Origin of the sequence: Streptomyces sp. YIM 121038 (assembly GCF_006088715.1) — a bacterium.
Taxonomy (GTDB): Bacteria; Actinomycetota; Actinomycetes; order Streptomycetales; family Streptomycetaceae; genus Streptomyces.
In genome coordinates this window covers 7,400,359-7,425,979 of sequence record NZ_CP030771.1, presented here as the reverse complement: position 1 = coordinate 7,425,979, position 25,621 = coordinate 7,400,359, and the positions used below count along the sequence as shown (strand labels likewise).

Annotated in this window: 23 protein-coding genes; 8 read left to right on the top strand and 15 right to left on the bottom strand. The window is 72.9% G+C overall.

Annotated elements, in window-relative coordinates:
* Positions 1–37: 37 nt before the first annotated feature.
* The 8 genes from C9F11_RS31820 to C9F11_RS31785 all read right to left on the bottom strand — a co-directional run bounded on the left by C9F11_RS31820 (position 38) and on the right by C9F11_RS31785 (position 7,349).
* On the bottom strand, positions 38–1,468 hold the full coding sequence (locus C9F11_RS31820) for a nucleobase:cation symporter-2 family protein (protein WP_138962486.1): 1,431 nt from the start codon (positions 1,466–1,468) through the stop codon (positions 38–40).
* Positions 1,469–1,670: 202 nt separating this feature from the next.
* Positions 1,671–3,059: an 8-oxoguanine deaminase gene (locus tag C9F11_RS31815; protein ID WP_138962485.1), complete on the bottom strand. Its 1,389-nt coding sequence runs from the start codon at positions 3,057–3,059 to the stop codon at positions 1,671–1,673.
* Between the two features lie 78 nt (positions 3,060–3,137).
* The gene (locus C9F11_RS31810; protein WP_138962484.1) at positions 3,138–4,535 is read right to left on the bottom strand and encodes a nucleobase:cation symporter-2 family protein; all 1,398 of its coding nucleotides are present in this window, start codon (positions 4,533–4,535) and stop codon (positions 3,138–3,140) included.
* 63 nt (positions 4,536–4,598) lie between these two features.
* A complete protein-coding gene (pucL, locus tag C9F11_RS31805; protein ID WP_138962483.1) occupies positions 4,599–5,570 on the bottom strand; it encodes a factor-independent urate hydroxylase in 972 nt (323 codons plus the stop codon).
* Positions 5,571–5,573: 3 nt separating this feature from the next.
* Positions 5,574–5,972, bottom strand: coding sequence for a hydroxyisourate hydrolase (gene uraH, locus C9F11_RS31800; RefSeq protein WP_138962482.1), 399 nt, complete (start codon positions 5,970–5,972; stop codon positions 5,574–5,576).
* A gap of 6 nt (positions 5,973–5,978) precedes the next feature.
* On the bottom strand, positions 5,979–6,497 hold the full coding sequence (gene uraD / locus C9F11_RS31795) for a 2-oxo-4-hydroxy-4-carboxy-5-ureidoimidazoline decarboxylase (RefSeq protein WP_171075891.1): 519 nt from the start codon (positions 6,495–6,497) through the stop codon (positions 5,979–5,981).
* Between the two features lie 229 nt (positions 6,498–6,726).
* Entirely contained in the window at positions 6,727–7,089 is a 363-nt protein-coding gene (locus tag C9F11_RS31790; RefSeq protein WP_138962480.1) for a helix-turn-helix domain-containing protein, read from the bottom strand.
* Positions 7,086–7,349 carry a thiamine-binding protein gene (locus tag C9F11_RS31785; protein WP_138962479.1) on the bottom strand — a complete coding sequence of 88 codons (264 nt, stop codon included), beginning with the start codon at positions 7,347–7,349 and terminating at the stop codon, positions 7,086–7,088. The genes C9F11_RS31790 and C9F11_RS31785 overlap by 4 nt, the downstream gene beginning before the upstream one ends.
* A gap of 191 nt (positions 7,350–7,540) precedes the next feature.
* Here C9F11_RS31785 and C9F11_RS31780 point away from each other — a divergent pair, with 191 nt between their 5' ends.
* From C9F11_RS31780 to C9F11_RS31765, 4 genes are all read left to right on the top strand, one after another.
* Positions 7,541–8,374 carry a TIM barrel protein gene (locus C9F11_RS31780; RefSeq protein ID WP_138962478.1) on the top strand — a complete coding sequence of 278 codons (834 nt, stop codon included), beginning with the start codon at positions 7,541–7,543 and terminating at the stop codon, positions 8,372–8,374.
* A 49-nt stretch (positions 8,375–8,423) separates the two neighbouring features.
* A complete protein-coding gene (locus tag C9F11_RS31775; RefSeq protein ID WP_138962477.1) occupies positions 8,424–9,320 on the top strand; it encodes a 2-hydroxy-3-oxopropionate reductase in 897 nt (298 codons plus the stop codon).
* Between the two features lie 187 nt (positions 9,321–9,507).
* Positions 9,508–10,965, top strand: coding sequence for a catalase (locus C9F11_RS31770; RefSeq protein WP_138962476.1), 1,458 nt, complete (start codon positions 9,508–9,510; stop codon positions 10,963–10,965).
* Between the two features lie 402 nt (positions 10,966–11,367).
* Entirely contained in the window at positions 11,368–11,952 is a 585-nt protein-coding gene (locus tag C9F11_RS31765) for a hypothetical protein (protein ID WP_249401953.1), read from the top strand.
* Here C9F11_RS31765 and C9F11_RS31760 read toward each other — a convergent pair.
* On the bottom strand, positions 11,844–12,548 hold the full coding sequence (locus tag C9F11_RS31760; RefSeq protein WP_138962475.1) for a TetR/AcrR family transcriptional regulator: 705 nt from the start codon (positions 12,546–12,548) through the stop codon (positions 11,844–11,846). The genes C9F11_RS31765 and C9F11_RS31760 overlap by 109 nt on opposite strands.
* Before the next feature lie 135 nt (positions 12,549–12,683).
* Between C9F11_RS31760 and C9F11_RS31755 the strand changes: the two genes are divergently transcribed.
* Positions 12,684–14,012: an MFS transporter gene (locus tag C9F11_RS31755; RefSeq protein WP_171075890.1), complete on the top strand. Its 1,329-nt coding sequence runs from the start codon at positions 12,684–12,686 to the stop codon at positions 14,010–14,012.
* A gap of 12 nt (positions 14,013–14,024) precedes the next feature.
* On the opposite strand, the gene gcl is transcribed toward C9F11_RS31755, so the two are convergent.
* Positions 14,025–15,803, bottom strand: coding sequence for a glyoxylate carboligase (gene gcl, locus C9F11_RS31750; RefSeq protein WP_171076140.1), 1,779 nt, complete (start codon positions 15,801–15,803; stop codon positions 14,025–14,027).
* 309 nt (positions 15,804–16,112) lie between these two features.
* Here gcl and C9F11_RS31745 point away from each other — a divergent pair, with 309 nt between their 5' ends.
* Positions 16,113–16,838, top strand: a complete 726-nt coding sequence (locus C9F11_RS31745) for a hypothetical protein (protein ID WP_138962473.1) — start codon at positions 16,113–16,115, stop codon at positions 16,836–16,838.
* Positions 16,839–16,859: 21 nt separating this feature from the next.
* Here the strand turns inward: C9F11_RS31745 and C9F11_RS31740 are convergent, their stop codons facing one another.
* Both C9F11_RS31740 and C9F11_RS31735 read right to left on the bottom strand, forming a co-directional pair.
* Entirely contained in the window at positions 16,860–18,515 is a 1,656-nt protein-coding gene (locus C9F11_RS31740; RefSeq protein ID WP_275940276.1) for an AMP-binding protein, read from the bottom strand.
* Positions 18,512–20,437 (bottom strand): AMP-binding protein, encoded by a 1,926-nt coding sequence (locus C9F11_RS31735; RefSeq protein ID WP_138967235.1) that lies wholly within the window; start codon positions 20,435–20,437, stop codon positions 18,512–18,514. Before C9F11_RS31735 ends, C9F11_RS31740 begins: the two co-directional genes overlap by 4 nt.
* Before the next feature lie 151 nt (positions 20,438–20,588).
* Between C9F11_RS31735 and C9F11_RS31730 the strand changes: the two genes are divergently transcribed.
* Positions 20,589–21,428 (top strand): LuxR C-terminal-related transcriptional regulator, encoded by an 840-nt coding sequence (locus tag C9F11_RS31730; protein ID WP_138962472.1) that lies wholly within the window; start codon positions 20,589–20,591, stop codon positions 21,426–21,428.
* Between the two features lie 51 nt (positions 21,429–21,479).
* On the opposite strand, the gene dmpI is transcribed toward C9F11_RS31730, so the two are convergent.
* From dmpI to C9F11_RS31715, 3 genes are all read right to left on the bottom strand, one after another.
* The gene (dmpI, locus tag C9F11_RS31725) at positions 21,480–21,662 is read right to left on the bottom strand and encodes a 4-oxalocrotonate tautomerase DmpI (RefSeq protein ID WP_138962471.1); all 183 of its coding nucleotides are present in this window, start codon (positions 21,660–21,662) and stop codon (positions 21,480–21,482) included.
* 272 nt (positions 21,663–21,934) lie between these two features.
* Complete coding sequence (locus tag C9F11_RS31720; RefSeq protein WP_138962470.1) at positions 21,935–22,828, bottom strand: LysR family transcriptional regulator; 894 nt, start codon at positions 22,826–22,828, stop codon at positions 21,935–21,937.
* 44 nt (positions 22,829–22,872) lie between these two features.
* Positions 22,873–23,994 (bottom strand): winged helix DNA-binding domain-containing protein, encoded by a 1,122-nt coding sequence (locus C9F11_RS31715; protein ID WP_138962469.1) that lies wholly within the window; start codon positions 23,992–23,994, stop codon positions 22,873–22,875.
* Positions 23,995–24,389: 395 nt separating this feature from the next.
* Here C9F11_RS31715 and C9F11_RS31710 point away from each other — a divergent pair, with 395 nt between their 5' ends.
* Positions 24,390–25,559 carry a magnesium and cobalt transport protein CorA gene (locus C9F11_RS31710; protein ID WP_138962468.1) on the top strand — a complete coding sequence of 390 codons (1,170 nt, stop codon included), beginning with the start codon at positions 24,390–24,392 and terminating at the stop codon, positions 25,557–25,559.
* The last annotated feature ends 62 nt before the right edge of the window (positions 25,560–25,621 follow it).

Sequence of the window (25,621 nt, the reverse complement as noted above, 5' to 3'; positions counted from 1 at the left end):
GGGGGCGGGCCGTGGGCGCCGCCCCCGCGCCGGGCGGTCAGTGCGCGGTCACCTGCTTGGGGACCCGGGACTGCGAGATCTCGTCGCCGGGCTCCATCGGGGCGGTGACCTCGTCGTCCTCGCTGCCCCTGCCGATGTGGTTGAAGAGGAGGTTGAGGACCACCGCGGCGACGCAGCCCGTGGAGATGCCGGAGTCCAGGATGATCCTCGCGGTCTCCGGGAACGCGTGGTAGAACTCCGGCGCCGAGATCGGGATCAGACCCACGGCGAGGGACACCGCGACGATCAGGACGTTGTTGTCCTTGTCCAGGCCCGCCTTGACGAGGGTCTGGATGCCGCTGGCGGCGACCGAGCCGAAGAGCACGACGCCCGCGCCGCCGAGGACCGGGCGGGGCACGACCGCGATCAGCGAGGCCGCCATCGGACACAGGCCCATCAGGACGAGGAAGCCGCCGCCGGTCGCCACGACGTAGCGGCTGCGGATCTTCGTCATCGCCACGAGGCCGATGTTCTGTGCGAAGGCGCTGCACATGAAGCCGTTGAACAGCGGGCTGACCGCCGAGCCGAGGGTGTCGGCGCGCAGGCCCGCCGCGATGGTCTTCTCGTCGGCGGGGCGGTCGACGATCTCGCCGAGCGCGAGCATGTCGGCCGTGGACTCCGTCATGGAGACGACCATGACGACGCACAGGGAGACGATCGCCGCCGCCGTGAACTGCGGGGCGCCGAAGTGGAACGGCGTCGGGAAGCCGACCACGTCCGCCTGCGTGACCGGGTCGAAGTCCGTCACACCGAACGGGATCGCCACCAGCGTGCCGATCACCAGGCCGAGCAGGACAGCGACCTGCTTGACGAAGCCGCGCGTGAACCGGCGCAGCAGCAGCACGATCAGCAGCGTGATGCCCGCGAGGGCCAGGAACTTGCGCGAACCGTAGTCGTCGGCCCCCGGGTTCGGGCCCTGGGCCCAGCCGAAGGCCACCGGCATCAGGGAGATGCCGATGAGGGTGATGACCGTGCCCGTGACGACGGGCGGGAAGAAGCGGACCGCCTTGGAGAAGAACGGGGCGGCGACGAAGCCGAGGATCCCGGCGACGATCACCGCGCCGAAGATGACGGGCAGCGCGTCGTCCTTGTCCTTGGTGGAGTCCACCACCGCGAGCATCGGCGCGACACCCGCGAAGGTGACGCCGTTGACGAACGGGAGGCGGGCGCCGATGTTCCAGACGCCGAGGGTCTGCAGGAACGTGGCCAGCCCCGCGGTGAACAGACAGGCCCCGGTGAGGAAGGTCAGTTCGGTGGCGGACAGGCCCACCGCCGCGCCGACGATCAGCGGCGGCGCCACGACGCCCGCGTACATCGCGGCGACGTGCTGGAGGCCGGTGGTGGCCATCTTGAGCGCCGGGAGGCGCTCGTCGACAGGGTGCTGCGCAGCGGCAGTCGCTGCGTCCGTGCGGGAGCTTGGCTTGGCCACGGCGGACCCTCCGGTCGGTTACGCGTCACCGTGTGACGCGGGTGTCAGGGAGGTGGTGCTGTGGAGCAGGTGGGAGCTGAGGGTCCGGGGGCGCACACGGCGTGCGCACCCCCGGGCCCGGTGACCGCGGACCCCGCTCGGGTCCACGGGTGCCGACTGAGGGCCGTCCCCCTCAGCCGGACATCTGCGCTCGCCCGCGCGGTCAGCGCTCCGCGACGATGCGCGCGAGTCGCTGTGCCTCGTCCCGCGCGGTGCGGGCGATGGCGTCCTCGTCGGCCGTCAGCAGACGGCCGTGCTCGACCACGGGTTCGCCGTTCACAAGGGAGAGGGTCACCGGCGCGGCGGCGCCGAAGACGAGTGCGGTGACCGGGTCGGCGATCGTGGAGTGCCCGATGCCGTCGATCTTCCACAGGACCAGGTCGGCGAGCTTGCCCGCCTCCAGGGAGCCGATCTCACACGCGCGGCCGAGGACCTGCGCGCCTCCGTAGGTGCCCAGGCGCAGGGCCTGACGGGCGTTCAGGGCGGCTTCCCTGTGGGCGCCGAGCCGGTTGATCAGCAGGGCGTTGCGCAGCTCGGTGTGGAGCTCGCCGGACTCGTTGGAGGCGGTGCCGTCCACGCCGAGCCCGACGGGCACCCCGGCGGCGAGCAGGTCGGGGACGCGGGCGATGCCCGCCGCGAGCCGGGCGTTGGAGGACGGGCAGTGGGCCACGCCCGTGCCGGTCCTGGCGAAGGCGGCGATGTCGGAGTCGTTCATGTGGACGCAGTGCGCCATCCACACGTCCTCGCCCAGCCAGCCCGTGGACTCGAAGTAGTCGGTGGGCCCCTTGCCGAACAGCTCGTGGCAGAACTTCTCCTCCTCCACCGTCTCACTGCCGTGCGTGTGCAGCCGCACCCCGAGGCGCCGGGCCAACTGCGCTCCCTGCGCCATGAGTTCGGTGGAGACGGAGAACGGCGAGCAGGGCGCGACGGCGATCTGCGTCATGGCGTCGAAGGACGCGTCGTGGTGCGCCCGCACGGTCTCCTCGGTGGCCGCGAGCGCGCCCTCCAGGCTCTCCACGGCGAAGTCCGGCGGCAGGCCGCCGTCCTTCTCGCCGCGGTCCATGGAGCCGCGGGCGAGGGTGAAGCGCACGCCCATGTCGCGGGCCGCGCCGATGATGGCCCCGGACAGGTCGCCGGAGCCCTTCGGGTACACGTAGTGGTGGTCCATGGCGGTGGTGACGCCGCCGCGGGCCATCATCGCGAGGGAGCCGCGGGCGGCGGCGCGGACCATGTCCTCGTCGATGCGCGCCCACGTCGGGTACAGCGCGACCAGCCAGTCGAAGAGGTTGTGGTCGGTGGCGAGGCCGCGGGTGATCCACTGGTAGAAGTGGTGGTGCGTGTTGATGAGGCCGGGCGTGGCGAGGTGTCCGGTGCCGTCGACGCGGCGTACGACGTTCTCCAGGCCCTCGGGGGCCTGGCCGGCGCCGAGGGACTCGATGCGGCGGTCGGCGACGACGAGGTGGCCGGAGGCGTACTCGGTGTCCTCGGCGTCGACGGTCGCGATCGCGACGTTCTCGATGACGGTGCGCTGCGGGGCTGCCGAAGGTGCCATGGTGCGTCCTTCTGGGGTGGGTGGCGTGGAGGGGGTCCCTCTGCTCCGGATGAGCGCGAGGGAGGGCACGGCAGGACCCTAGGGAGATTTGAGTGCCGCGACGTCGCTGCGCGCGCCGTCCCGGGTGCCGAGATGGTGGAAGAACAGGTTCAGCGTGACGGCGACCAGCGCGCCCGCGCTGATCCCCGAGCCGAGCACGGTCTGCGCCCAGGCCGGGAAGTCGGCGTAGAAGGTGGGCGCGGCGAGCGGGATGATGCCCGCGCCGAGCGCCACCGCGACCAGGACGATGTTGGAGCTGTCGTCGAGGCCCGCCTCGGACAGCGTGCGGATGCCGCTGACCGCGATGGAGCCGAAGAGCACGATGCCCGCGCCGCCGAGCACCGGCATCGGTACGAGGCTGACGACCGCGCCGAGCACGGGGAAGGCGCCGAGCACGATCAGGGCGCCGCCCGCGACGGCGACGACGTAGCGGCTGCGCACCCGGGTCAGCGAGACCACGCCGACGTTCTGGGCGAAGGCCGAGGTCGGGAATCCCCCGAAGACGGGGCCGACCAGGGTGGCGATGCCGTCGGTGCGCAGGCCCCGGGTGATGGTGGCGCCGTCGGTCCTGCGCTCGCAGATCTCGCCGAGCGCGAGCATGCCCGCGCTGGACTCGGTCATGAGGACGAGCATCACGATGCACAGCGAGAGGATCGCGGCCGGCTGGAACTCGGGTGCCCCGGACGCGAAGGGCGTGGGCAGCGCCGCGACCGGCGCGGACCGCAGCGAGGAGAAGTCCGCGAGCCCGAACGGGACCGCCACGAGCGTGCCGACCAACAGGCCCATGAGCAGGGCCACTTGCTTGAAGAAGCCGCGTGCGAACCGCTGGAAGAGCAGGATCACCACGAGTGTGAACGCGGCGAGCGCGAGGTGGCGCATGTCGCCGAAGTCGGCGGCCTCCTTGTCGCCGCCCTGGGCCCAGCCGACGGGCACCGGCATGAGCGTGACGCCGATGAGCGTGATGACGACGCCGGTGACCAGCGGCGGGAAGAACCGCAGGAGCCGCCCGAAGAACGGTCCGACGACGAGGCAGAAGAGCCCGGCGACCATCACTGCCCCGTAGATCGCGGGGAGTTGGTGGCCCGTGGCGCTGTTCTCGGCGATGGCGAGCATCGGCGCGATGCCCGCGGAGGAGGCGGCGTTGACGAACGGCAGCCGGTTGCCGACGACGTTCCTGACGCCGAGCGTCTGCAGGAGCGTGGCGAGTCCGGCGATGAGCAGGCCGGCCGCGATGAGCCGGGTCTGCGCGGCGGCGTCGAGGCCGACGGCCTGCCCGATGATGAGCGGAGGGGTGACGACACCCGCGTACATGGCGGCGATGTGCTGGAGCGCGGCGGGGACGAGCCGCGAGACGTGGAGCTTCTCATCCACCGGGTGGCATGCGTCCGGCGGGGTGGAACACGGGCCGTCGGTCGGCCCTTCGGCAGGCTGTGCCATAGCTGTCGTTCCCTCCGGTGTGGCGCGCCCCGCCCCTGCGGCGGGCGGGGCGCGCGTCCCGCGTCAGAGGTTGGTCATGTCGACCGGGATCTTGGCCTCGGCGCCGTCGCGCAGGATCGTGGCCTCGATGAGGCCGTAGGGGCGGTCCGCGGCGTAGTAGACCGCGCCGTCCTTGGCGTCGTTGTCGAGGCCGCAGAAGGAGAGGTCCTGGCGGAAGTGGTGCTTGTTGGGCGCGGAGAAGCGGATCTCGTCGATCTCGCCGCGGTTGTTGAGGACCCGCGAGCCCATTTGGTAGAGCGTCTGCTGGAGCGAGAGGGAGTACGTCTCCACGAAGGCCTGGAGGATGTGCTTCTTCGCCTGCTCGTAGGACTTGTTCCAGCTCGGCGTGCGCTGGTCGTCGCCCGTCCAGGTGTACCGCCACCACGTCGACAGGGACGTGGCGAGGATGCGGTCGTAGTCCTCCTTGAGCGTCGTGTACTTGTCCTTGATGTAGCCCCAGAACTCCGAGTTCGTGGTGTTCATGACGGTCAGGTCCTTCAGACCGCCGAGCACCTCGAACTGCGGCTCCCCGTCGCCTTCGGCGGAGTAGGTGATCTGGGCGAGGCGGGTCTCCTGGCCCTTGCGCACGAAGGAGTGCTTGACCTCGTCGGCGCCGATGAACTGGGAGTTGCTGTCGGAAGCGGCGATGCGCTCCCAGGAGTACTCCTCGATGCGGATGCGCGCCCGGTGGATGGAGGGCTGGCTTTCCACGAAGTGCCGGGCGAGGTGGATGCCGTAGCTCTCGGCGGACTCGATGCCGTGTTCCTTGGCGAAGGCGAAGCAGGTGTTCTTCGTGGTGTCCGTCGGCAGGCAGTTGGCGTTCGAGCCGTTGTAGTGGACGTCGTCCAGGTCGCCGGAGAGGGCGACGGAGACGTTCAGGTCCTTGATGTGGTGGGTGTCGCCGTCCCGCGTGATCTTCACGACTCGGTTCTCGGCCTTGCCGTACTGGTTCTGTCCCAGGACCACAGGGCGGGCGGGGCGGGAAGAGTCGACCATCTGCTAGCTCCCTCGATATACGGAGTAGCCGAACGGGTTGAGCAGCAGCGGTACGTGGTAGTGCTCGCCGGGCTTGACGGCGAACGTGATCCCCACTTCTGGAAAGAACGCACCGCTGTCCCGATTCGCGGGGGCGTCCTGCTGCGCCTCGGCTTGCTTGGCTTGCTTGCTCAGGAAGTACGGCTCGACGGCGAAGTCGAGGCGCACGTGGGTGGTGCCCTCCGGCAGCGCCGGGAGGTCCTTGCAGCGCCCGTCCGCGTCGGTCACCGAACCGCCGAGCTCCCGCCAGTCCGCGGCTGCCCCGCCGCGGGCGGAGAGCCGGACGGCGACCGCGGCGGCGGGCCGGCCGGCCGAGGTGTCCAGGATGTGCGTGGACACCGAGGCCGTGGTGCTTGTGCTCATGCTGCGTCAGTCCTCTTCAACGGCGTCGACGAGTCGGGCGAGGCGGATCCGGTTGATCTTGCCCAACTCGGCGCGGACGATCTCGCGTTCGCGCTCGGGCGTGTTGCCGATCCGGTCCCTGAGCGCGTCCCGCATCTGCTCCCCGGTCCTGCCGGTGGCGCAGATGAGGAAGACGTGGCCGAACCTGTCCTGGTAGGCCAGGTTGAGTTCGAGCATCTCGGCCTTGAGCTCCGCGGACGCCCCGGCCATGCCCCGCTGCTCGCGGGACGAGGTCGGGTCACCCGGCTTCGGGCGGCCGATCGGCGGGTGTCCCGCCATCGCCTCGGCCAGGTCGGCCGCGGTCAGCTCGGCCGTGGCGGCGTCGCTCGCGGCGTACAGGGCGTCGGCGGTGGCGAAGGGGCGCCGGGCCAGGATCGTGTCGCCCCAGACGGTCGAGGCGCAGGCCTCGTGGAGTGCGGAGCGCGCCGCGGCCTCGTCGAGGGCGTTGAACCGGGTCAGGCCCGGCGTCTTGGTGCTCGAAGTCACGGGGGCCTCCGGGGCCTTTGTGCTGGACGGGCTGGGCATAGCTAACGCCGTCCGAAAGTCGACGTCAACACTTTGTTGAAAACTTTGGTTAACAAGGGCCTCGGGTCCCCGGGCGCGGCTTCACCGGCGCTTCGCGCCCCGTCCGCACACGCCGGACGCCCCGTCCACACACGCCGGACGCCCCGTCCGCACCCGTCGGACGGGCCCGCGGGAGCCTGTCCGACGGCGGCTACGTGGAGCGATTCAGGTAGTTGTAGACCGTAAACCTGCTCACGCCGATCGCCGTGGCGACCGTCTCCACGCCGTGGCGCACGGCGAAGGCGCCCCGCGCCTCGAGTATCCGGACGACCTCCTGCTTGGCCTTGCGGTCGAGGTCCGCGAGGGGCTTGCCGTGCTTGCGCTCCAGGGCGAGCAGGATGTGGTCCAGGGAGTCGGCGAGCTGCGGCAGCCGCACGGCCAGGACGTCCCGCCCCTCCCAGGCGAGCACGACGTCGTCCTCGCCCGCCTCCTCGGGGGCCAGCATCCGCCCGCCCATCGCGTCCACCAGCGGCTTCACCGCGAGGGCGAAGGGGTCATCCGCGAAACCGGTCATCCCGCAGCCTCCCCGGCGCCGCCCTCGACGACGTTCACCTGGAGGGAGACGCGGGTGGCGCCCGCGCCCAGGGTCTTGCGCAGCATCGCGTCGACGGCCGCGAGCACGGCGTCCGCGTCGCCCTCCGCGGTGTTGCCGAACGGGCCGACGTCCACGGCGTCGAGGCCCGCCCCCTGGACCACCTCGCGGGCGACCACCGCGTGCGGGGGCGCCTCGTCCAGATCGAAGGGCTCGGTCGTGAACTCCACTCTCAATCGCACGGGCTCAACCTACGTCGGACTCCGGAATCCGCGGCAGCCCCTCTTGACAGCTTCCGCAGAACGGAGGCAGTCTTCCATCAAGCAGAAACGAACTTCCGCCATACGAAATCAGCCCCACGGCGCCACGGCCCCGGCACTCCGGGCCCCACCGCGCCCCGGCCACGGCACTACGGAAGGAGCGCGGAAGCCCCATGGGATTCTCCGACCAGCGCTTCGATGTGAACCTGTCGATCCTCTTCACCGAGCTCCCGCTCCTGGAGCGCCCCGCGGCCGCCGCCGCGGCGGGGTTCAAGGCCGTCGAGCTGTGGTGGCCCTGGGTCGAGACCCCCACCCCCGAGCGGTCCGAGCTCGACGCCCTGAAGCAGGCGATCGAGGACGCGGGCGTCCAGCTGGTGGGCCTGAACTTCTACGCCGGACAGCTGCCGGGCCCCGACCGGGGAGCCCTGTCGATCCCCGGCGAGGAGAGCGAGAAGTTCCGCGCGAACGTCGACGTCGCCGCGGACTTCGCCGCGTCCCTCGGCTGCACGGCGCTCAACGCCCTGTACGGCAACCGCGTCGACGGCGTCGACCCGGCCGCCCAGGACGCACTCGCCCTGGAGAACCTGGTGCTGGCCGCCCGTGCCGCCGACCGCGTGGGCGCGGTGCTGCTCGTCGAGGCGCTGAACGCCCCCGAGTCGCCGCGCTGCCCGATCGTCAGCGCCCCCAAGGCCATCGAGGTCGTGGACGAGGTCAACGAGGCGACCGGGCTCGGCAACGCGAAGTTCCTCATGGACCTGTACCACCTCTCCATGAACGGAGAGGACCTGCCGCAGGTGATCGCCGCCTACGCCGACAGGACGGCCCACGTGCAGATCGCCGACAACCCGGGGCGCGGCGCCCCCGGCACCGGGTCGCTCCCCCTGGAGGACCTGCTCGACCAGTTGCGCAAGGCCGGGTACGAGGGCCGGGTCGGACTGGAGTACAAGCCCGGCGACCGCCCGAGCCACGAGTCCTTCGACTGGCTGCCCGCCGGGGCCCGCGGCTGACGCCCGGCCCATCTCACCACGTACCGACGCAAGCAGAGAGGTCCCCCTCATGAGCAGCACGCTCCCCAAGGTCGCGTGGATCGGACTCGGGATCATGGGCTCGCCCATGTCCGAGAACCTGATCAAGGCCGGTTACCCCGTCACCGGCTACACCCTGGAGCAGGACAAGCTGGACCGGCTCGCCGCCGCGGGCGGCACCGCGGCCGCCTCGATCGCCGACGCCGTGCGCGACGCCGACGTCATTGTGACGATGGTGCCCGCGTCGCCGCAGGTCGAGGCCATCGCCTACGGCCCCGACGGCATCCTGGAGAACGCCAGGTCCGGCGCGCTGCTCATCGACATGTCGTCGATCACCCCGCAGACCTCCGTGGACCTCGCGCGGGCCGCCGCGGCCAAGGGGATCCGGGTGCTCGACGCCCCGGTCTCCGGCGGCGAGGCCGGCGCGATCGAGGCCGTCCTGTCCATCATGGTCGGCGGCGAGCAGGCGGACTTCGACACGGCCGGGCCGCTGTTCGACGCCCTCGGCAAGACCGTCGTGCTGTGCGGCCCGCACGGCTCGGGCCAGACCGTGAAGGCCGCCAACCAGCTCATCGTCGCGGTCAACATCCAGGCCTGCGCCGAGGCCGTGGTCTTCCTGGAGAAGTCCGGCGTGGACCTGGCCGCGGCCCTCGACGTGCTGAACGGCGGGCTCGCCGGTTCCACCGTCCTGACCCGCAAGAAGGACAACTTCCTGAACCGGGACTTCAAGCCGGGCTTCCGCATCGACCTGCACCACAAGGACATGGGCATCGTCACGGACGCCGCCCGCAACGTCGGTGCCGCGCTGCCCGTCGGCGCCGTGGTGGCCCAGCTCGTCGCCAGCCTGCGCGCCCAGGGCGACGGCGGCCTCGACCACTCCGCGCTGCTCCGCTCCGTCGAGCGGCTCTCCGGCGGCCCGGCCGTCTGAGCGCCCCCAGACTTCCGGGCCGCGGCGGCGCTGACACCTGTCCTGTCGCGCCCAAGCTCCGCCGCGGCCCGGAACCCCGCTCCACCTCCAACTTCAACAAACTGTTGACGTGACGGATCCGGCGTCCTTACGCTCGCGTCACCTCAAGCAGCTCCAGCATTTCTGCACGGAAGGCCGACCTACCACCATGCCGAAGCGCGTGCTCACGACCGAGTCCGGCGCCCCTGTCGCCGACAACCAGAACTCCGCCACCGCAGGTGTCGGCGGCCCGCTCCTCCTCCAGGACCAGCACCTCCTGGAGAAGCTCGCCCGCTTCAACCGCGAGCGCATCCCGGAGCGCGTGGTGCACGCCCGCGGCTCGGGCGCGTACGGCTACTTCGAGGTGACCGACGACGTCACCGGCTTCACCCACGCCGACTTCCTCGCCGAGGTCGGCAAGCGCACCGAGGTCTTCCTGCGGTTCTCGACCGTGGCCGACAACCTCGGCGGCGCCGACGCCGTCCGCGACCCGCGCGGCTTCGCCCTGAAGTTCTACACCGAGGAGGGCAACTACGACCTCGTCGGCAACAACACGCCGGTCTTCTTCATCAAGGACCCGCTGAAGTTCCCCGACTTCATCCACTCGCAGAAGCGCGACCCGTTCACGGGCAAGCAGGAGCCGGACAACGTCTGGGACTTCTGGGCGCATGCCCCCGAGGCCACGCACCAGGTGACCTGGCTGATGGGCGACCGCGGCATCCCGGCCTCGTACCGGCACATGAACGGCTACGGCTCGCACACCTACCAGTGGACCAACGCCCAGGGCGAGGCCTTCTTCGTCAAGTACCACTTCAAGACGAACCAGGGCATCCGCAGCCTGTCCTCCGAGCAGGCCGCCGAGATCGCGGGCAAGGACCCCAACTCCCACCAGACGGACCTGCTCCAGGCCATCGAGCGCGGTGTGAACCCGTCCTGGACCCTGCACGTGCAGCTCATGCCGGCGGCGGACGCGGCGCACTACCGCTTCAACCCCTTCGACCTGACGAAGGTGTGGCCGCACGGCGACTACCCGCTCCAGCGCGTCGGCCGCCTGGTCCTGGACCGCAACCCCGACAACGTCTTCGCCGAGGTCGAGCAGGCCGCCTTCTCGCCGAACAACTTCGTGCCGGGCATCGGCCCCTCGCCGGACAAGATGCTCCAGGGCCGTCTTTTCGCGTACGCCGACGCGCACCGCTACCGCCTGGGCGTGAACCACACCCAGCTCGCGGTGAACGCGCCGAAGGCGACCACGGCGGACAACTACGGCCGCGACGGCCTCATGGCCACCAACGCCTACGGCCGCGAGCGCAAGAACTACGAGCCCAACTCCTACGACGGCCCCGTCGAGACCGGCAGGCCGCTCTCCGCACCGCTGGCCGTGACCGGCCACACCGGCACGCACGAGGCGCCGGCCCACACCAAGGACGACGACTTCTTCCAGGCCGGCGAGCTGTACCGGCTGATGTCGGACGAGGAGAAGTCCCGCCTGGTCGCGAACATCGCGGGCGGTCTGTCCCAGGTGTCCCGCGAGGACGTCGTCGAGAAGAACCTCGCCCACTTCCACGCCGCCGACGCCGACTACGGCAAGCGCGTGGAGGAGGCCGTCCGCGCCCTGCGCGAGGACTGACCCACCCTCACCTCCAGTACTGCGCCGGGGACTTGACGGGAGGTCGGTCCCCCAGCGCGGATCCCGCGAGGCCGTGCGCCCGGATGAGGGGTGGCACACGGCACGCGGGGGGACGAGGACCGCGGCGGCTCGAGGCGAGCCAGTGCGGTGGTGAAGGCCCCGGCCGCCCCTTCGACCAGAGGAGGCGTGGCCGAGGGCCATCGCCCGGTCGCCGCGGTGCCTCGCGAAGCGTGCCAGAACCGGCCGATCGGCCTTCGGCCTCGTCCTCAAGCGCCGGACGGGCTCGATTCTGCGCACTGTCCGCTCCTCCCCCAGGGACGACCACCGCCTCCGCCGCACGGCGGAGGCGGTTCAGTTTGTGCGGTGACGATCTCCGCGAGCCCCCGCGGAAGGCTCAGGGGCATGACGACGACCGCAGTCCCCGTACCCCGCTGGGCCGAGCGCGTGGCCCACCTCATCCCGCTCGTCCTGCTCCCCCAGTGCCTGTGGCGACTCCCCTTCGCCTTCGGCTTCGACATGGGCACCGGCACGGGCTCCATCGGCAGCCTGTGGATCTCCGTGCCGTACGTCTTCGGCCTGAGCCTGCTCACCGAGGCGCTCGCGCTGCTGTCCTTCGGCCTGATCCGGGGCTGGGGCGAAGTGGCGCCGGACTGGGTGCCGCTGGTCGGCGGACGGCGGCTGCACCCGGCGGTGGCCCTGGTCCCGGCGACGCTCGGCGGCATCGGCGCGACCCTGCTGTTCGGGCCGTTCACCCTCGGCGCCCTCGGCATCGGCTTCGGCTTCGACCCCGGCGACAACGCGGCCTGGGACCTGCTGTTCAGGATCTGCGTCCTGCCCGTGGGCCTGTGGGGGCCGCTGGTCCTGGCGCTCACCGCGCACTACGCGCGGCGCCGCCGGGCGGCGAGGCCTTCCGTGAACACCTCCACGGCGAAGGCGAACCGCGTGTCCGCCGAGTCGGGCGCGAGCTCCGCGACCGCCGCCAGGTGAGGCAGCGCGTCCCCCTCCTCGGTACGGAGCCACGGCGGCGGGTGCGCCGCGAGGTCCCCCGGGTCCAGATGGGCCGGGGGACGGTCCCGCGGCGCGTCCTCGAACTCCACGAAGCCGACGACCAGGCGCACGGTCTCCATGCAGGCGCGGTAGGCGTCCGCCGGGGTGAGCCCGACGGCCGCGTAGAAGCCGATGAGCGCGTCCACGTTGCGGAGCATCACGGGATGGCCGGCCATCGTCACGTTCTCGCTGAGGGCGAGCGTGGTCATGCCGGGGTGGCGGCGGTAGTGGGCGCGCAGGTCCGCGCAGAAGGCGGCCAGGCCGGCGCGCCAGGCGCCGGGGGCCGGGTCCAGGCGGGGCGGCCGCCAGCCCGCCTGGAAGATCCCGGCGGCGACGGCGACCAGGTCCCGCCGGTCGTCCACGTAGTTGTACAGGGCGCGGGCGGACACCCCGAGTTCGGCGGCCAGCGAGCGCATGGTGAGCGCCGCGGCGCCGTGCTCCCCCAGATAGGCGAGCGCGGCCTCCCCCACCGACTCCCGGGTCAGGGTGGCCCGGCCCTTGCGGTGGGTGGGTCTGCGCCGCGTCGTTCCGCTCATCCCCCGAGGCTAACGGAGGTGCGCGGGCCGCCGGTGACACGGCCCGCGCCCTGAACTTCACACCTGTTGACTTTAAGCGTCACGCCCGCCAGGGTGAGGGCGACTAAGGGTTGCCTCACCTAGCTTGGAGTCTCGATGCCCCGTCTCTCCGGCCTCGCCATGGACCTCGGACCGCTGCGCGAAAGCCGCGACTTCCGGCTGCTCTACGCCGGTTTCCTCGGGGCGATGACCGGTACCCTGATGACCTCGGTGGCTGTCGCGGTGCAGGTGTACGACCTGACCGGCTCGTCCCTCCACATCGGCCTGGTGAGCCTGGCCCGGGCGCTTCCCGTGGTCGTCGGCGTCCTCGTCGGCGGGGTCCTGGCCGACCGGTTCGACCGCCGGACGCTGATGATCGCCACGCGGCTGCCGCTGGTCCTGGTGGCCGCCGCGCTCGCGGCCAACGCGCTCGCTCCGCAGCCCCGGCTCTGGGTGATCTACGCGGCCACCGCCGCGACCGGGCTCCTCGCGGGCCTCGGCGGACCCGCGATGCTGGCCGCGGTCCCGGCCCTCGCGGGCACCGAGCGCCTCGCCGCGGCGGGCGCCCTGCTCTCCGGCTCCACCCAGCTCGCCGCGCTCGGCGGACCCGCCATCGGCGGCGCGCTCATCGCCGGGCCCGGACTCGCCGCGTGCTACGCGGTGGACGCGGCCGGGTTCCTGGTGTTCACGGCGGCGCTGTTCTTCGTCGGGCCGCTGCCCGTGCCGTCGGCGCCCACCGCCGGGGGCAAGGGCGTGCGGCAGGCGTTCGGCTCGCTCGCCGAGGGCCTGCGCTTCGTGCGGGGCCACCGCGCGATCCTCGGCCTGCTCCTCATCGACGCCGCGGCGATGGTCTTCACGATGCCGCAGGCCCTGTACCCGGCCCTGGCCGACGAGCGGTTCGGCGGCGGGCCCGCGGCCGTCGGACTCCTGTACGCGGCGCCCGCGTTCGGCGCGCTCGCCGGGGCGGCCACCAGCGGCTGGACGGCCCGCGCGGGCGGGCACGCGCTGATCGGCGCCGTCCTGCTGTGGGGCGCCGCGCTGACCGGGGTGGGGCTCAGCGCGTGGCTGCCGCTCGCGCTCGTGCTGCTCGCGCTCGCCGGGTTCGGCGACCTGATCTCCGAGACGCTGCGCTCGGCGCTGCTCCAGCACGGCACGCCGGACGGGCTGCGGGGCCGCGTCAGCAGCCTGTGGATGGCCCAGGCCACGGTGTCGCCCGCGCTCGGCAACGCCGCGGTCGGCCTCCTCGCGGAACTCACCGGGCCCGCCGCCGCGGTGACGGTGGGCGGCCTGGTCTGTGTGGCGGCCACGCTCGCGGTGGCGGCGGCGTTCCCGTCGCTGCGGGGCGCGCGGCTCGGGACCGCGGCCGCCGCGGCCGCCGCGCCGGAGCCGAACTCCGGTGCGGCGGCCGCGCGTTCCGCCCGGGGGGACGCGGACGTCGCCCCGTGAGGGCGGGGAGCGTCAGGCCTTGAAGGTCTTGATCGCGCTCGGGACGTGCCAGGCCTCGGTGGCGACCTCCTCGAACTCGGTCACGTCGCTGATGTCGGCCGTGCGGCTCATCGAGATGTTCGTGATCCGCTCCAGGATCGCCTCCACGACCACCGGCACCCGGAACTCCTGAGCCAGCTTCTTGGCCTGCTCGAACGCCGCCCCGAGCTCACTGGGGTCGGTCACGCGGATCGCCTTGCAGCCGAGGCCCTCGGCGACCTTGACGTGGTCGACGCCGTAGACGCCGAGCTCCGGGGAGTTGACGTTCTCGAACTCCAGGTTGACCTGGAAGTTGATGTCGAGGCCCAGCTGGGCCTGACGGATCAGCCCCAGATAGGAGTTGTTCACCAGGACGTGGACGTACGGGATGCGGTGCTGGGCGCCGACCGCCAGCTCCTCGATGAGGAACTGGAAGTCGTAGTCGCCGGAGAGCGCGACGACCTGGCCCTCCGGGTCGGCCTTCGCGACGCCGAGCGCGGCGGGGATGGTCCAGCCGAGCGGGCCCGCCTGGCCGCAGTTGATCCAGTGCCGGGGCTTGTAGACGTGCAGCATCTGCGCGCCCGCGATCTGGGAGAGGCCGATCGTGGAGACGTACCGCGTCTCGGGGCCGAAGGCCTTGTTCATCTCCTCGTACACGCGCTGCGGCTTGATCGGCACGTCGTCGAAGTGGGTGCGGCGCAGGAGCGTGGCCTTGCGCTCCTGCCCGGCGGCGATCCAGTCGGTGCGGTCGGGCAGCCTGCCCGCCGCCTTCCGTTCGCGCGCGACCTCGACGAAGAGCGCGAGCGCGGCCCTGGCGTCGGAGGCGATGCCGTAGTCGGGGGCGAAGATCTTGCCGATCTGGGTGGGCTCGATGTCGACGTGCACGAACGTGCGGCCCTCGCGGTACACGTCGAGCTTGTAGCCGGTGTGGCGGTTGGCCCAGCGGTTGCCGATGCCGAGGACGAAGTCCGACTCCAGGAAGGTGGCGTTGCCGTAGCGGTGCGAGGTCTGCAGGCCCACCATGCCCGCGTTGAGCTCGTGGTCGTCCGGGATGGCGCCCCAGCCCATCAGGGTGGGGATCACCGGAGTGCCCGTCAGCTCGGCGAACTCGACCAGGAGGTCGCAGGCGTCGGCGTTGATGATGCCGCCGCCCGCGACGATCAGCGGCCGCTCCGACTCCAGGAGGAAGCCGATGGCCTTCTCGATCTGGGCGCGGGTCGCGGCGGGCTTGTAGACGGGCAGCGGCGCGTACGTCTCCGGGTCGAACTCGATCTCGGTGAGCTGGACGTCGATGGGCAGGTCGATCAGGACGGGCCCGGGCCGCCCCGAGCGCATCAGGTGGAACGCCTGCTGGAAGACGCCGGGGACCTGGGCGGCCTCCAGGACCGTCACGGCCATCTTCGTCACCGGCTTCGCGATGGAGGCGATGTCGACGGCCTGGAAGTCCTCTTTGTGGATCACGCTGGTGGGCGCCTGGCCCGTGATGCACAGGATCGGGATCGAGTCACCGATGGCCGAGTACAGGCCGGTGATCATGTCGGTGCCCGCCGGGCCCGACGTGCCGATGCAGACGCCGATGTTGCCGGGCTTCGTCCGGGTGTAGCCCTCGGCCATGTGCGAGGCGCCCTCCACGTGGCGGGCGAGCGTGTGGTCGATGCCACCGCCCTCCTTCAGCGCCTTGTAGAAGGGGTTGATCGCGGCACCCGGCACGCCGAAGGCGGCGGTGACGCCCTCGCGCTTGAGGATCTCCACTGCCGCGCGGGCGGCGGTCATACGAGCCATGGGGTTCTCCTGCTCCAGCTGGCGGATCCGGGCTCCCGTCGCGCCCCGCGGTGAGCTGTGAATTCCGGTCCTGCGGTGGGCCGGCCTCGCGGCCGTGGGCTAATCTTTCACATTGCGGAATTTAGATTCTGTTATGTGGAAGCAATGTAGGACGGGGCGGCCCGACCGTCAAGGGAGTGCCGGTCCCGGAGCGGCCCGAAGCTCAAAATCGCGTATCGGGGTAGTTGCGTTCCGTAAGACCATGGGCCCAGGCTGATGCGGCCACGGGTGACGGGTGACGAGAGGGAGGCGGTGAGGGAGATGACGACGGACGGGGTCCCGGTGCACTGCCCGGTGTGCCGTCACGAGCAGGCCTACGCTCCCCCCGCGTTCCCCTGTTCCTGCGGCGCGCCCGTCGTCCCGCCGGTCGCGTACGGCGCCGCCGCCACCCCCGTCACCGAGCGGAGCTGGGCGGACGACTGGGTGACCGTGCGCTGCCGGGCCTGCGGGCGCGCGGCGGACTGGCCCCAGCCCGAAGTCGGCTGCGCGTGCGGGGCGGTGCTGCGGATCCCGGTCCTCACGGAGGCCGTCTCACCGGCGGGGCCCGACCCCGCTCCGCCCCGGCCGCCGCTCTCCGCGGTGGCGCCCGCGCCCCGGCCCGCGTTCCGGCCCGTCCCGGTGCGCAGCGCGCGCGACGCCGTGACCACGGCCGCGCTGTATCTGCGCTGGCTCGGCTACGCGGACGTGCGGGACGCCGAGCCCGGCTCCGGCGGCCGCGCCCCGTCCGGGGCGCGGCTCACCGCGCGGGGCGTCCTCGCGCACGTCGAGCCGTCGGCGCGGCCCGCGTGCCTGCGCGACCTGGAGTGCGCGTGGCTCACCGCGCTCACCCACGAGGTCACGTGCGTGTGCTTCGCCCTGTCCGACTTCACGCCCGAGGCCTGCGAGCGCGCCGCGGAGCTCGGCGTACCGCTGTTCCGCATCGAGCTGGACGGGGTGCCCGTGGCGCTGAACGGGGCGGCGGACGAGCTGGCCGCCCGCGGTTCCTAGGCCCCGCCCGTCAGGCGTGCGTCAGCCGAACCGCTCGCGCAGTTCCACCTTCCGGACCTTGCCCGACACCGTCATCGGGAACGTGTCCAGGATCCGGAGGGCCGCGGGGACCTTGTAGTGCGCGAGGCGGCCCTCGCAGAAGCCGCGCAGTTCGTCGAGGGTCAGTTCCGCCACGCCCTCGTGGAGGATCACGCAGGCCAGGGGCACCTCTCCGTAGCGCTCGTCCGGCACCCCGACCACCTGGACGTCCGCGATCTTCGGGTGGGCGTGGAGGAACTCCTCGATCTCGCGCGGGTAGACGTTCTCGCCACCGCGGATGATCATGTCCTTGATGCGGCCCACGATCCGGACGTACCCGTCGTCCCGCATGACCGCGAGGTCGCCCGTGTGCATCCAGCGCCCGGAGTCGATGACGTCGGCGGTGCGCTCGGGCTCGCGCCAGTAGCCGAGCATCACGCTGTAGCCGCGGGTGCACAGCTCGCCCGAGCTGCCGCGCGGCAGGGTGACACCGGTGACCGGGTCGACGACCTTGACCTCGATGTGCGGCAGGACGCGGCCGACGGTGGCGGTGCGCCGCTCCAGGTCGTCGTCCCCGCGGGTCTGCGTGGACACGGGCGAGGTCTCGGTCATGCCGTAGCAGATGGAGACCCGCTCCATGTGCATCTCGGCGACGACCCGCTTCATGACCTCGACGGGGCACGGCGACCCGGCCATGATCCCGGTCCGGAGCGACGACAGGTCGTACGTGGCGAAGTCGGCGAGGTTCAGCTCCGCGATGAACATCGTCGGCACGCCGTACAGGGACGTGCACCGCTCGCGCTCGACGGCGTGCAGCGTGGAGACCGGGTCGAAGGACGGCGCGGGGATGACCACGCACGCCCCGTGCGAGGTGGCCGCGAGATTGCCCATGACCATGCCGAAGCAGTGGTAGAAGGGCACCGGCACGCAGATGCGGTCCTGCTCGCTGTAGCCGAGGGTGCGGCCCACCCAGTAGCCGTTGTTGAGGATGTTGTGGTGGGAGAGGGTGGCCCCCTTGGGGAAGCCCGTGGTGCCCGACGTGTACTGGATGTTCACCGGGTCGTCACAGGTCAACCCGGCCTCGCGGGCGGCGAGTTCCGCGGGCGTGACCGCGTCCGCGGCGGCGAGCAGCTCCTCCCACGAGCCGTCCGCGACATAGACGACCCGGCGCAGCTCCGGACACTCCTGGCGGACCTGCTCGACCATCGCGCGGTAGTCGCTGCTCTTGTGCGTCTGCGAGGCGACGAGCAGACCGATGCCCGCCTGCTTCAGGACGTACGCCAACTCGTGGGAGCGGTAGGCCGGGTTGATGTTCACCATGATGGCGCCCACGCGTGCGCTCGCGTACTGGACGAGGACCCACTCGGCGCAGTTCACCGCCCAGATCCCGACCCGGTCGCCCCGCGCGACCCCGGCCCCCATCAGGGCCCGCGCGAGCCGCTCGACGGCCGCGCCGAACTCGGCGTACGTCCAGCGCGCCCCGGACGGCACGTCGACGAGCGCCTCCCGGTCGGGCCAGGCGGCGACGGCCCGGTCGAGGTTCTGCCCGATGGTGTCGCCGAGCAGCGGGACGGAGCTGGTGCCGTGCGCGTACGACAGCTCGTGCGCGTACGAGGCCTCGACGGCTTCCGCGGCGCCGCCCGGAGCGGGGGCGCTCACCGGAAGTCCTCCTCGCGGTACTCGGCGTCGGACCCCTGGGCCGTGGCCTCGCGCAGCTCGATGCGGCGGATCTTGCCGGACACCGTCTTGGGCAGGGCGCCGAACTCCAGGCGGCGCAGGCGCTTGTAGGGCGCGAGGACCGCGCGCGAGTGCGCGAAGAGCGCCTTGGCGGTGTCGGGCCCCGGCGCGTAGCCCTCGGCGAGCACCACGTACGCCTTCGGCACGGCGAGGCGCACCGGGTCGGGCGCGGGCACGACGGCGGCCTCCGCGACCGCCTCGTGTTCGAGCAGCGCGCTCTCCAGCTCGAAGGGCGAGATCTTGTAGTCGGAGGCCTTGAAGACGTCGTCGGAGCGGCCCACGTACGTCAGATGGCCGTCGGCGTCGCGCGCGCCGATGTCACCCGTGCGGTAGAAGCCGCCCGCCATGGCCTCGGCGGTGCGTTCCGGGTCGCCGTGGTAGCCCGTCATCAGGCCCACCGGCGCGGCGGACAGGTCGAGCGCGACCTCGCCCTCCGCCGCCCCCGGCTCACCGGTCACCGGGTCGAGCAGCACGACGCGGAAGCCTGGTGTGGGGCGCCCCATGGAGCCGGGCTTGAGGCGCTGGCCGGGCGTGTTGGCGACCTGTACGGCCGTCTCCGTCTGGCCGAAGCCGTCGCGGATGGTCACTCCCCAGTCGCTCCGCACCCGCTCGATGACCTCGGGGTTCAGCGGTTCGCCCGCGGCCACGACCTCGCGCGGCGGGGTCTTCAGCTGGGTCAGGTCGGCCTGGATGAGCATCCGCCACACGGTGGGCGGGGCGCAGAAGCTGGTGACGCCCGCGCGGTCCATCTCGCGCATCAGCCGGCCCGCGTCGAAGCGCGTGTAGTTGTGGATGAAGACGGTCGCCTCGGCGTTCCACGGCGCGAACAGGTTCGACCAGGCGTGCTTGGCCCAGCCGGGCGAGGAGATGTTCAGATGCACGTCGCCGGGCTTGAGCCCGATCCAGTACATCGTCGCCAAGTGCCCGACCGGGTAGGACACATGGGTGTGCTCGACCAGCTTGGGACGGGCGGTGGTGCCGGAGGTGAAGTAGAGCATGAGCGGGGCGGTGGCGAGGGTGACGCCGTCGGGGGTGAAGGCGTCGGGGGCGGTGTCGACGCCGTCGTACGAGATCCAGAGGGGCCCTGCGGGCCCTGCGGGCGCGGTGTCCGTGGTGGCCGTGGTGGCCGTGACGGGCTCGGCGGGCCCCTCGGGCTCGGTGGCCGTGGCGGGCGCGGGCGCCCCGGCGGGTGTGGCCGCCCCGGTGGGCGTGGCTGCCCCGGCGGGCGTGGCCACCCCAGCGGGTGTGGCCGCCCCGGCTGACGCAGCCGCCCCAGCGGGTGTGGCCGCCCCAGCCGACGTGGCTGCCCCGGTGGGCGTGGCCGCCCCGGGGCCGACCACGATCCGGGTGTAGTCCCCCGGCACGTCCGCGAACTTGGCGGTGTCCTCGGCCCGCACCACCACGTGCCGGGCCCGGCCGCGCTCGATCCGGTCGCGCAGGTCCGCCGCGCCGAGCAGCGGCGTCGCCGGGATGACCACGGCGCGCAGCTTCATCGCGGCGAGCGCGACCTCCCACAGCTCGACCTGGTTGCCGAGCATGACGACGAGGCGGTCCCCGGCGGTGACGCCGAGCCCGCGCAGCCAGTTGGCGGCCCGCGCGGAGCGCCGCGCCAGCTCGGCGAAGGTCAGCCGGACCTCGGAGCCGTCCTCCTCGACGATGTGCAGCGCCGTGCGGTCGTTGCCGTCGGCGATGACGTCGAACCAGTCGAGCGCCCAGTTGAACCGCTCCGGCCGCGGCCAGGCGAAGCCCTCGTACGCGGCCGCGTAGTCCTCGCGGTGGCGCAGCAGAAAGTCCCGGGCCGCCCGGAACGTCTCCGTGGCGCCCCCCGTCTCCGTCACCGTCATCGGCATGCCCCGCTCTCCCTAGGTCCCCGCCGTCCACACGGCCGGCGCGCGGCCGTTCCCCGGCCGACTCCGCATCCGTACCATCGTGGAGTTCGTGATGTGGGTCTCACTACCCCCGGACGGGGGTGCGGTGCGGTGAAAGGGCGGGCGCGTGACGGCTGCGGGCGCGGGTGAGGCGGGGGACGTACGGGCCGCGCTGGTGCGGCTGCGGCGTACCACCGGGCTTCCGGTGGCGTTCGGCGGGCTCACGGACACGCCCCCCGCCGCCACCCCGCACCTGCGGATCGCGGAGCTCAGCGGCACCGGCACGCACGTCCTGCGGGGCCTCGGCATCCGCCTGGGCAACGGCCTCGGCGGCAAGGCCCTCGCCCTGGCCCGGCCGTGCGCCGTCACCGACTACAGCTCCTCGCGGCACATCAGCCACGAGTACGACGCCGCCGTCGAGGCCGAGGGCCTGCGCTCGGTGCTCGCGGTGCCGCTCGTGGTGCGCCGCCGGGTGCGCGGCCTGCTGTACGGCGCCCTGCGCACGGCGCAGCCGCTGGGGGACCGCGCGCTGGCCGCGGCCGTGGCCGCCGCGCGCGACGTCGAACAGGCCCTCGTGGTGCGCGACGAGGCCCGCGCCCTGGTGGCGGCGGCGCGGGACACGGCGGCCGGGCCCGGCCCGGCCGCCTGGGAGCGGGTACGGGAGGCGCACGGCGCCCTGCGGGCGCTGGCCGCGCGCACCTGCGACCCCGCCCTGCGCCACGAGCTGCTCGCGGTCTGCGCCACGCTGACCTCCGCGGGCGACTCCCCCGTCGTCGCCCTGACCCCGCGCGAACTCGACGTCCTGACCTGCGTGGCCCTCGGCACCACCAATGCCACGGCCGCGGAGCGCCTGGGCCTTCGCCCCGAGACGGTGAAGGCCTATCTGCGCTCGGCCATGCGCAAGCTGGGCGTCCACACGCGGTGGGAGGCGGTGGTGGCGGCACGGCGGGCGGGGCTGCTGCCGTAGCGGGCCACCGCGCCGCCGCCCCGCCGGACCGCGAGGGGCGCGGCCCCGGGCCTACTTGTCGGCGGTGAGCGTGCCCGCCGCCCCCCAGCTCTCCGCCCCGTACTCCTCGATCCACACCGTGACGGTCTCCGCCGGAATCGCGTACGCGTCCACGAACGCGTCCGTGATCCGCCGCACCAGCTCCCGCTTGAGCACGACGTCCCGGGGACCCTGCTGAACGGTGACGGTAGGCATGCTGAACTCCCTTGTGTACGGCCGGAGTCACCGGCCAGGTGAGGCGATCTCTCGGTGCCCCCTGCGGGACGACACCAGTTCAGCCCACCCGCGCGCCGCGACCAAGGAGCAGCCCGCGATCGCGGCGATCACGAACCGAGATCGTCAGCGGCGGGCGGGACCACCGGCCCCCGCCGGGACCACCGGCCGCGACCGGGACCAGTCAGCGCACCCCGGGACCACCGGCCGGGACCGTCAGCCCTGGCCGGGGTCGTCAGCCCTCCCCGGGATCGTCAGGCCCCGCCGAGATCCTGGGCCGCGGCCGCGCACGCCCCGAGGAACCCGTCCAGCGGGCCCGCGCCGCGCCGCGCCCCCTCCGGTACCGCGAGCCCCGTCTCCAGGGCGAGCTCCGCCGCGAACGGCACGAAGGCCACCCGAGGACCGCGCAGCAGCCGCGCGTGCGACGCGTACACGACGGTCCACAGCGGCGCGGTCCCCGCGCCGATCATCGCGAGGTTGTCCTGGAGCGAGCCGCCCACCGGCCCGCGCACCGGGGTGAAACCGGCCGTGTGACAGGCGCCGACGACGAGGTCGACCAGGGCCGGGTTGGCCCGGCGCGCGGTGAGCGCGAGGGGCACCTCCGCCAGGTCGGCCAGGGCGGCCTCGGCGCGCGCGGCCACCGGGTGCCCGGCCGGTACGACCGCCACCAGGGGGTCGCGCCACAGCGGTACGACCCGCACCCCGGGCACGGGTTCGGCGGCCCGGACGAAGGCCGCGTCGAGCCGCCCGTCCGCGACCCTGGCGAGCCGCTCCCCCGCGCCGGTGGCCACGAGCTCGACCGGCACCCCGGGCGCCCGCTCGGCGAAGTGGGCGAGCACGCGCTCCAGGTGTTCGCCGAGCCCCGTGCAGGTGCCGAGCCGCAGGCCGGGCGGGCGCGCGCCGACCGCGGCCCGGGCCCGCTCGGCGGCGGCGAGCACGGCCCGCGCCTCGGGCAGCAGCCGCTCCCCCGCGGCGGTGAGCCGCACCTGGCGCGGCGCGCGGTCGAACAGCTCTGCCCCCAGCTCCCGCTCCAGGCGCCGCACTTGCTGGCTCACCGCCGACTGCACGATGTGCAGCCGCTCCGCGGCCCGCCCGAAGTGCAGTTCCTCGGCGACCGTCACGAAGTAGCCCAGCTGCCGCAGTTCCATGCCGGAGACCCTACGCAGCCGCGCCGCCCGCCCGGACCGCGGGCTCAGCCGTCGACCACGGCCCCGCACCGCACGTCGTACGAGGGCGCCCCCTCGGCGAGCACCCGCGCAGTCCGGACCGCCTCGTCCTCGACGTCCGCGCGCTGCGCCTTCGTCAGCGCCCCGAACGGCTCGACGACGACGGTGACCGCCCCGCCCGCGGCCTCGTCGAGACGCCACACCCCCGCGAGCGACCCGTCCACCAGGAAGGTGCGGAAGGGCTGGTTGACCTTCCAGGTGCGGGCCTTGTACCCGGCGGGGTCGACGCGGGAGCGGTCGGCGTGGGACAGCAGGACGTTGTCGTACTCGGGCAGGAAGCGCGGCGGCGCCGGGGTGTCCGGGTCCGGCCGGGGCGCGTCCGGCAGGTCGAAGAGCTCGACGCCGTTCTCGTCGCGGAACGTACGCAGTCCGGGCCGCAGCCGCTCGAAGGCGTCCCGCAGCCGCGTCAGCCCCATCCAGGCCTGCATGTCCCGTACGGAGGCGGGCCCGAAGGCGGCGAGGTAGCGCGGCACGACGGCGTCGGGCGCCGCCCCCACCACGAGCGGGCGGCCCAGCCAGTGCTCGGCCGTGGTCAGCGCGACCCGGCCGCTGCGCCGCCACAGGCCGCGCGGGGTGACCTGGACCAGCGGCAGGAGGGCGCGGGCGGCGATGCCGAGCGACCGCGGGTCGGCCCCCGGCCAGTGGCGGGCCAGCTCGGCGCGGAGCTGGGCCGGGGTGCGCGGCTCGTCCTCGACGTACGCGCGGGCGAGCGTGGCGAGCCGGTCCAGGCCGACGCCGCCGAGCCCCTCGCGGAACGTCCGCAGCTCACGGTCCAGCGCGGCCTGCGTCAGCGGGCGCAGCAGCAGCAGGTCGTCGGCGGTGAGGGTGTGCACGGTGGAGCGCATGGTGACCGCCCGCACGGCCGCGCGATCGCTCATCAGGCCCGAGAGCTCCTCGGGCGCGAACCCGTCGAGGCGGGCGGCGAGCGCGGCGTACGGCGGCTGCACGTTCTGCGCCTGGAGGCCCACGAGGTGCGCGAGGGCGTCCGCGGCGGACATCCGCACCCGGCACAGCAGTAGCTGCCGCCCGAGGGTGGCACGGTTCAGCGCGCGGCGACTCAGCACCGGGGCCGACGGGGTCTTCGTCATGCCCGCACGCTAACGCGCGTTGCGGACAGGTTTGGTCCGCGAGGGGGGGTGTGCCGGGGGTTGGGGCGGGGGGCTCCAGGGCCGGGGAGGGGTGGCGGGCCAGGGCCTGGGGCGGGGGCGGGGGCGGTAGCGCGCCAAGGGGCGGGGCCGGGGCGGCGGCGCACCACAGCCGGGCCGCCCGCACGCCCGAGCCCGGAGCGGCGGCGCACCACCGCCCAGGACGGCGACGTACCCCGACCCGGAACGGCGACGCGCCACAGCCCAGGACAGCGACGCACCGGGGCCCGGGGCGGCCGCACACCAGCGTCACACTCGCGTCATCTGCCGCATATATCCTGCTCAGGGTCCTCGCGGCCGCAGGCGTGAGGACCGTACGGCGACAGGAAGGGCTACCGGTGACCCCGGAGCGACGAGCACACCGCCCACAGTCGACCCGCAAGCACTCCTGGCGGCGCGCGGCGGAACGCCGCACGCCCGAGCGGCCCGCGACACCACCGGCCGCCGACCCGCCCCGCCGCCGACCCGAGCACACCGCGCCCCAGGCACCGAGCGTGGTGGAGGCCGCCCTCTACCGCGACGGCGTCCGCGTGTCCTCGCCCACCACGCTCGCCGAGACCTACCGCGAACTGCGCGCCCGCCCCGACGGCATGGCGTGGATCGGCCTCGCCCGCCCCACGGAGGCCGAACTGCTCTCCCTGGCGGCCGAGTTCGACCTGCACGAGCTGGCCGTGGAAGACGCGATGGAGGCCCACCAGCGCCCGAAGCTGGAGCGGTACGGCGACACCCTCTTCGTGGTCCTGCGGGCCGCCCGCTACCTCGACGCCCCCGAGGAGGTCGACTTCGGCGAGCTGCACGTCTTCGTCGGCCCCGACTTCCTCATCACCGTCCGGCACGGCGCCGCCCCCGACCTGTCCGCGGTGCGCCACCGCATGGAGGACGACCCCGAACTCCTGCGCCTGGGCCCCGAGGCCGTCCTGTACGCCATCCTGGACGCGGTGGTCGACGGCTACGCGCCGGTCGTCGCGGGCGTCCAGAACGACATCGACGAGATCGAGACCGAGGTCTTCAGCGGCGCCCCGGAGGTCTCCCGGCGCATCTACGAACTCGCCCGGGAAATGGTCGAGTTCCAGCGCGCCACCCGCCCCCTGGTCGGCATGCTCCACGCCCTCATGGCAGGCTTCGCCAAGTACGGCACCGACGAGGAACTCCAGCGCTACCTCCGCGACGTCGCCGACCACGTCACCCACACCAGCGAACGGGTGGACGGCTTCCGCCAGGCCCTGGCAGACATCCTCACGGTGAACGCCACCCTGGTCACCCAACAACAGAACGCAGAAATGCGAGCCCTGGCCGAAGCGGGCTTCGAACAGAACGAGGAGATCAAGAAGATCTCGTCGTGGGCGGCGATTCTGTTTGCTCCCACGTTGGTGGGAACGATCTACGGCATGAACTTCGAGACGATGCCGGAGCTGAAGTGGGCGGCGGGGTATCCGTTCGCGATTCTGCTGATGGGTGTCGTGTGCGTGAGTCTGTACTTCGTGTTCAAGCGCCGGGACTGGCTGTAGCGGGGAGCCGACGACCCTTGATCAACTTCGCGTGTGCGAAGGAATCGAAGGGCGCTGCCGAC

Coding starts and splice junctions, on each gene's coding strand:
- C9F11_RS31775 (WP_138962477.1), top strand. CDS start 8,424: ATGAGCAGCACGCTCCCCAAGGTCGCGTGGATCGGACTCGGGATCATG.
- C9F11_RS31720 (WP_138962470.1), bottom strand. CDS start 22,828: ATGGAACTGCGGCAGCTGGGCTACTTCGTGACGGTCGCCGAGGAACTG.
- C9F11_RS31765 (WP_249401953.1), top strand. CDS start 11,368: ATGACGACGACCGCAGTCCCCGTACCCCGCTGGGCCGAGCGCGTGGCC.
- pucL (WP_138962483.1), bottom strand. CDS start 5,570: ATGGTCGACTCTTCCCGCCCCGCCCGCCCTGTGGTCCTGGGACAGAAC.
- C9F11_RS31780 (WP_138962478.1), top strand. CDS start 7,541: ATGGGATTCTCCGACCAGCGCTTCGATGTGAACCTGTCGATCCTCTTC.
- C9F11_RS31745 (WP_138962473.1), top strand. CDS start 16,113: ATGACGACGGACGGGGTCCCGGTGCACTGCCCGGTGTGCCGTCACGAG.
- C9F11_RS31760 (WP_138962475.1), bottom strand. CDS start 12,548: ATGAGCGGAACGACGCGGCGCAGACCCACCCACCGCAAGGGCCGGGCC.
- C9F11_RS31755 (WP_171075890.1), top strand. CDS start 12,684: ATGCCCCGTCTCTCCGGCCTCGCCATGGACCTCGGACCGCTGCGCGAA.
- C9F11_RS31810 (WP_138962484.1), bottom strand. CDS start 4,535: ATGGCACAGCCTGCCGAAGGGCCGACCGACGGCCCGTGTTCCACCCCG.
- C9F11_RS31815 (WP_138962485.1), bottom strand. CDS start 3,059: ATGGCACCTTCGGCAGCCCCGCAGCGCACCGTCATCGAGAACGTCGCG.
- dmpI (WP_138962471.1), bottom strand. CDS start 21,662: ATGCCTACCGTCACCGTTCAGCAGGGTCCCCGGGACGTCGTGCTCAAG.
- C9F11_RS31770 (WP_138962476.1), top strand. CDS start 9,508: ATGCCGAAGCGCGTGCTCACGACCGAGTCCGGCGCCCCTGTCGCCGAC.
- uraH (WP_138962482.1), bottom strand. CDS start 5,972: ATGAGCACAAGCACCACGGCCTCGGTGTCCACGCACATCCTGGACACC.
- C9F11_RS31790 (WP_138962480.1), bottom strand. CDS start 7,089: ATGACCGGTTTCGCGGATGACCCCTTCGCCCTCGCGGTGAAGCCGCTG.
- C9F11_RS31715 (WP_138962469.1), bottom strand. CDS start 23,994: ATGACGAAGACCCCGTCGGCCCCGGTGCTGAGTCGCCGCGCGCTGAAC.
- C9F11_RS31735 (WP_138967235.1), bottom strand. CDS start 20,437: ATGACGGTGACGGAGACGGGGGGCGCCACGGAGACGTTCCGGGCGGCC.
- gcl (WP_171076140.1), bottom strand. CDS start 15,803: ATGACCGCCGCCCGCGCGGCAGTGGAGATCCTCAAGCGCGAGGGCGTC.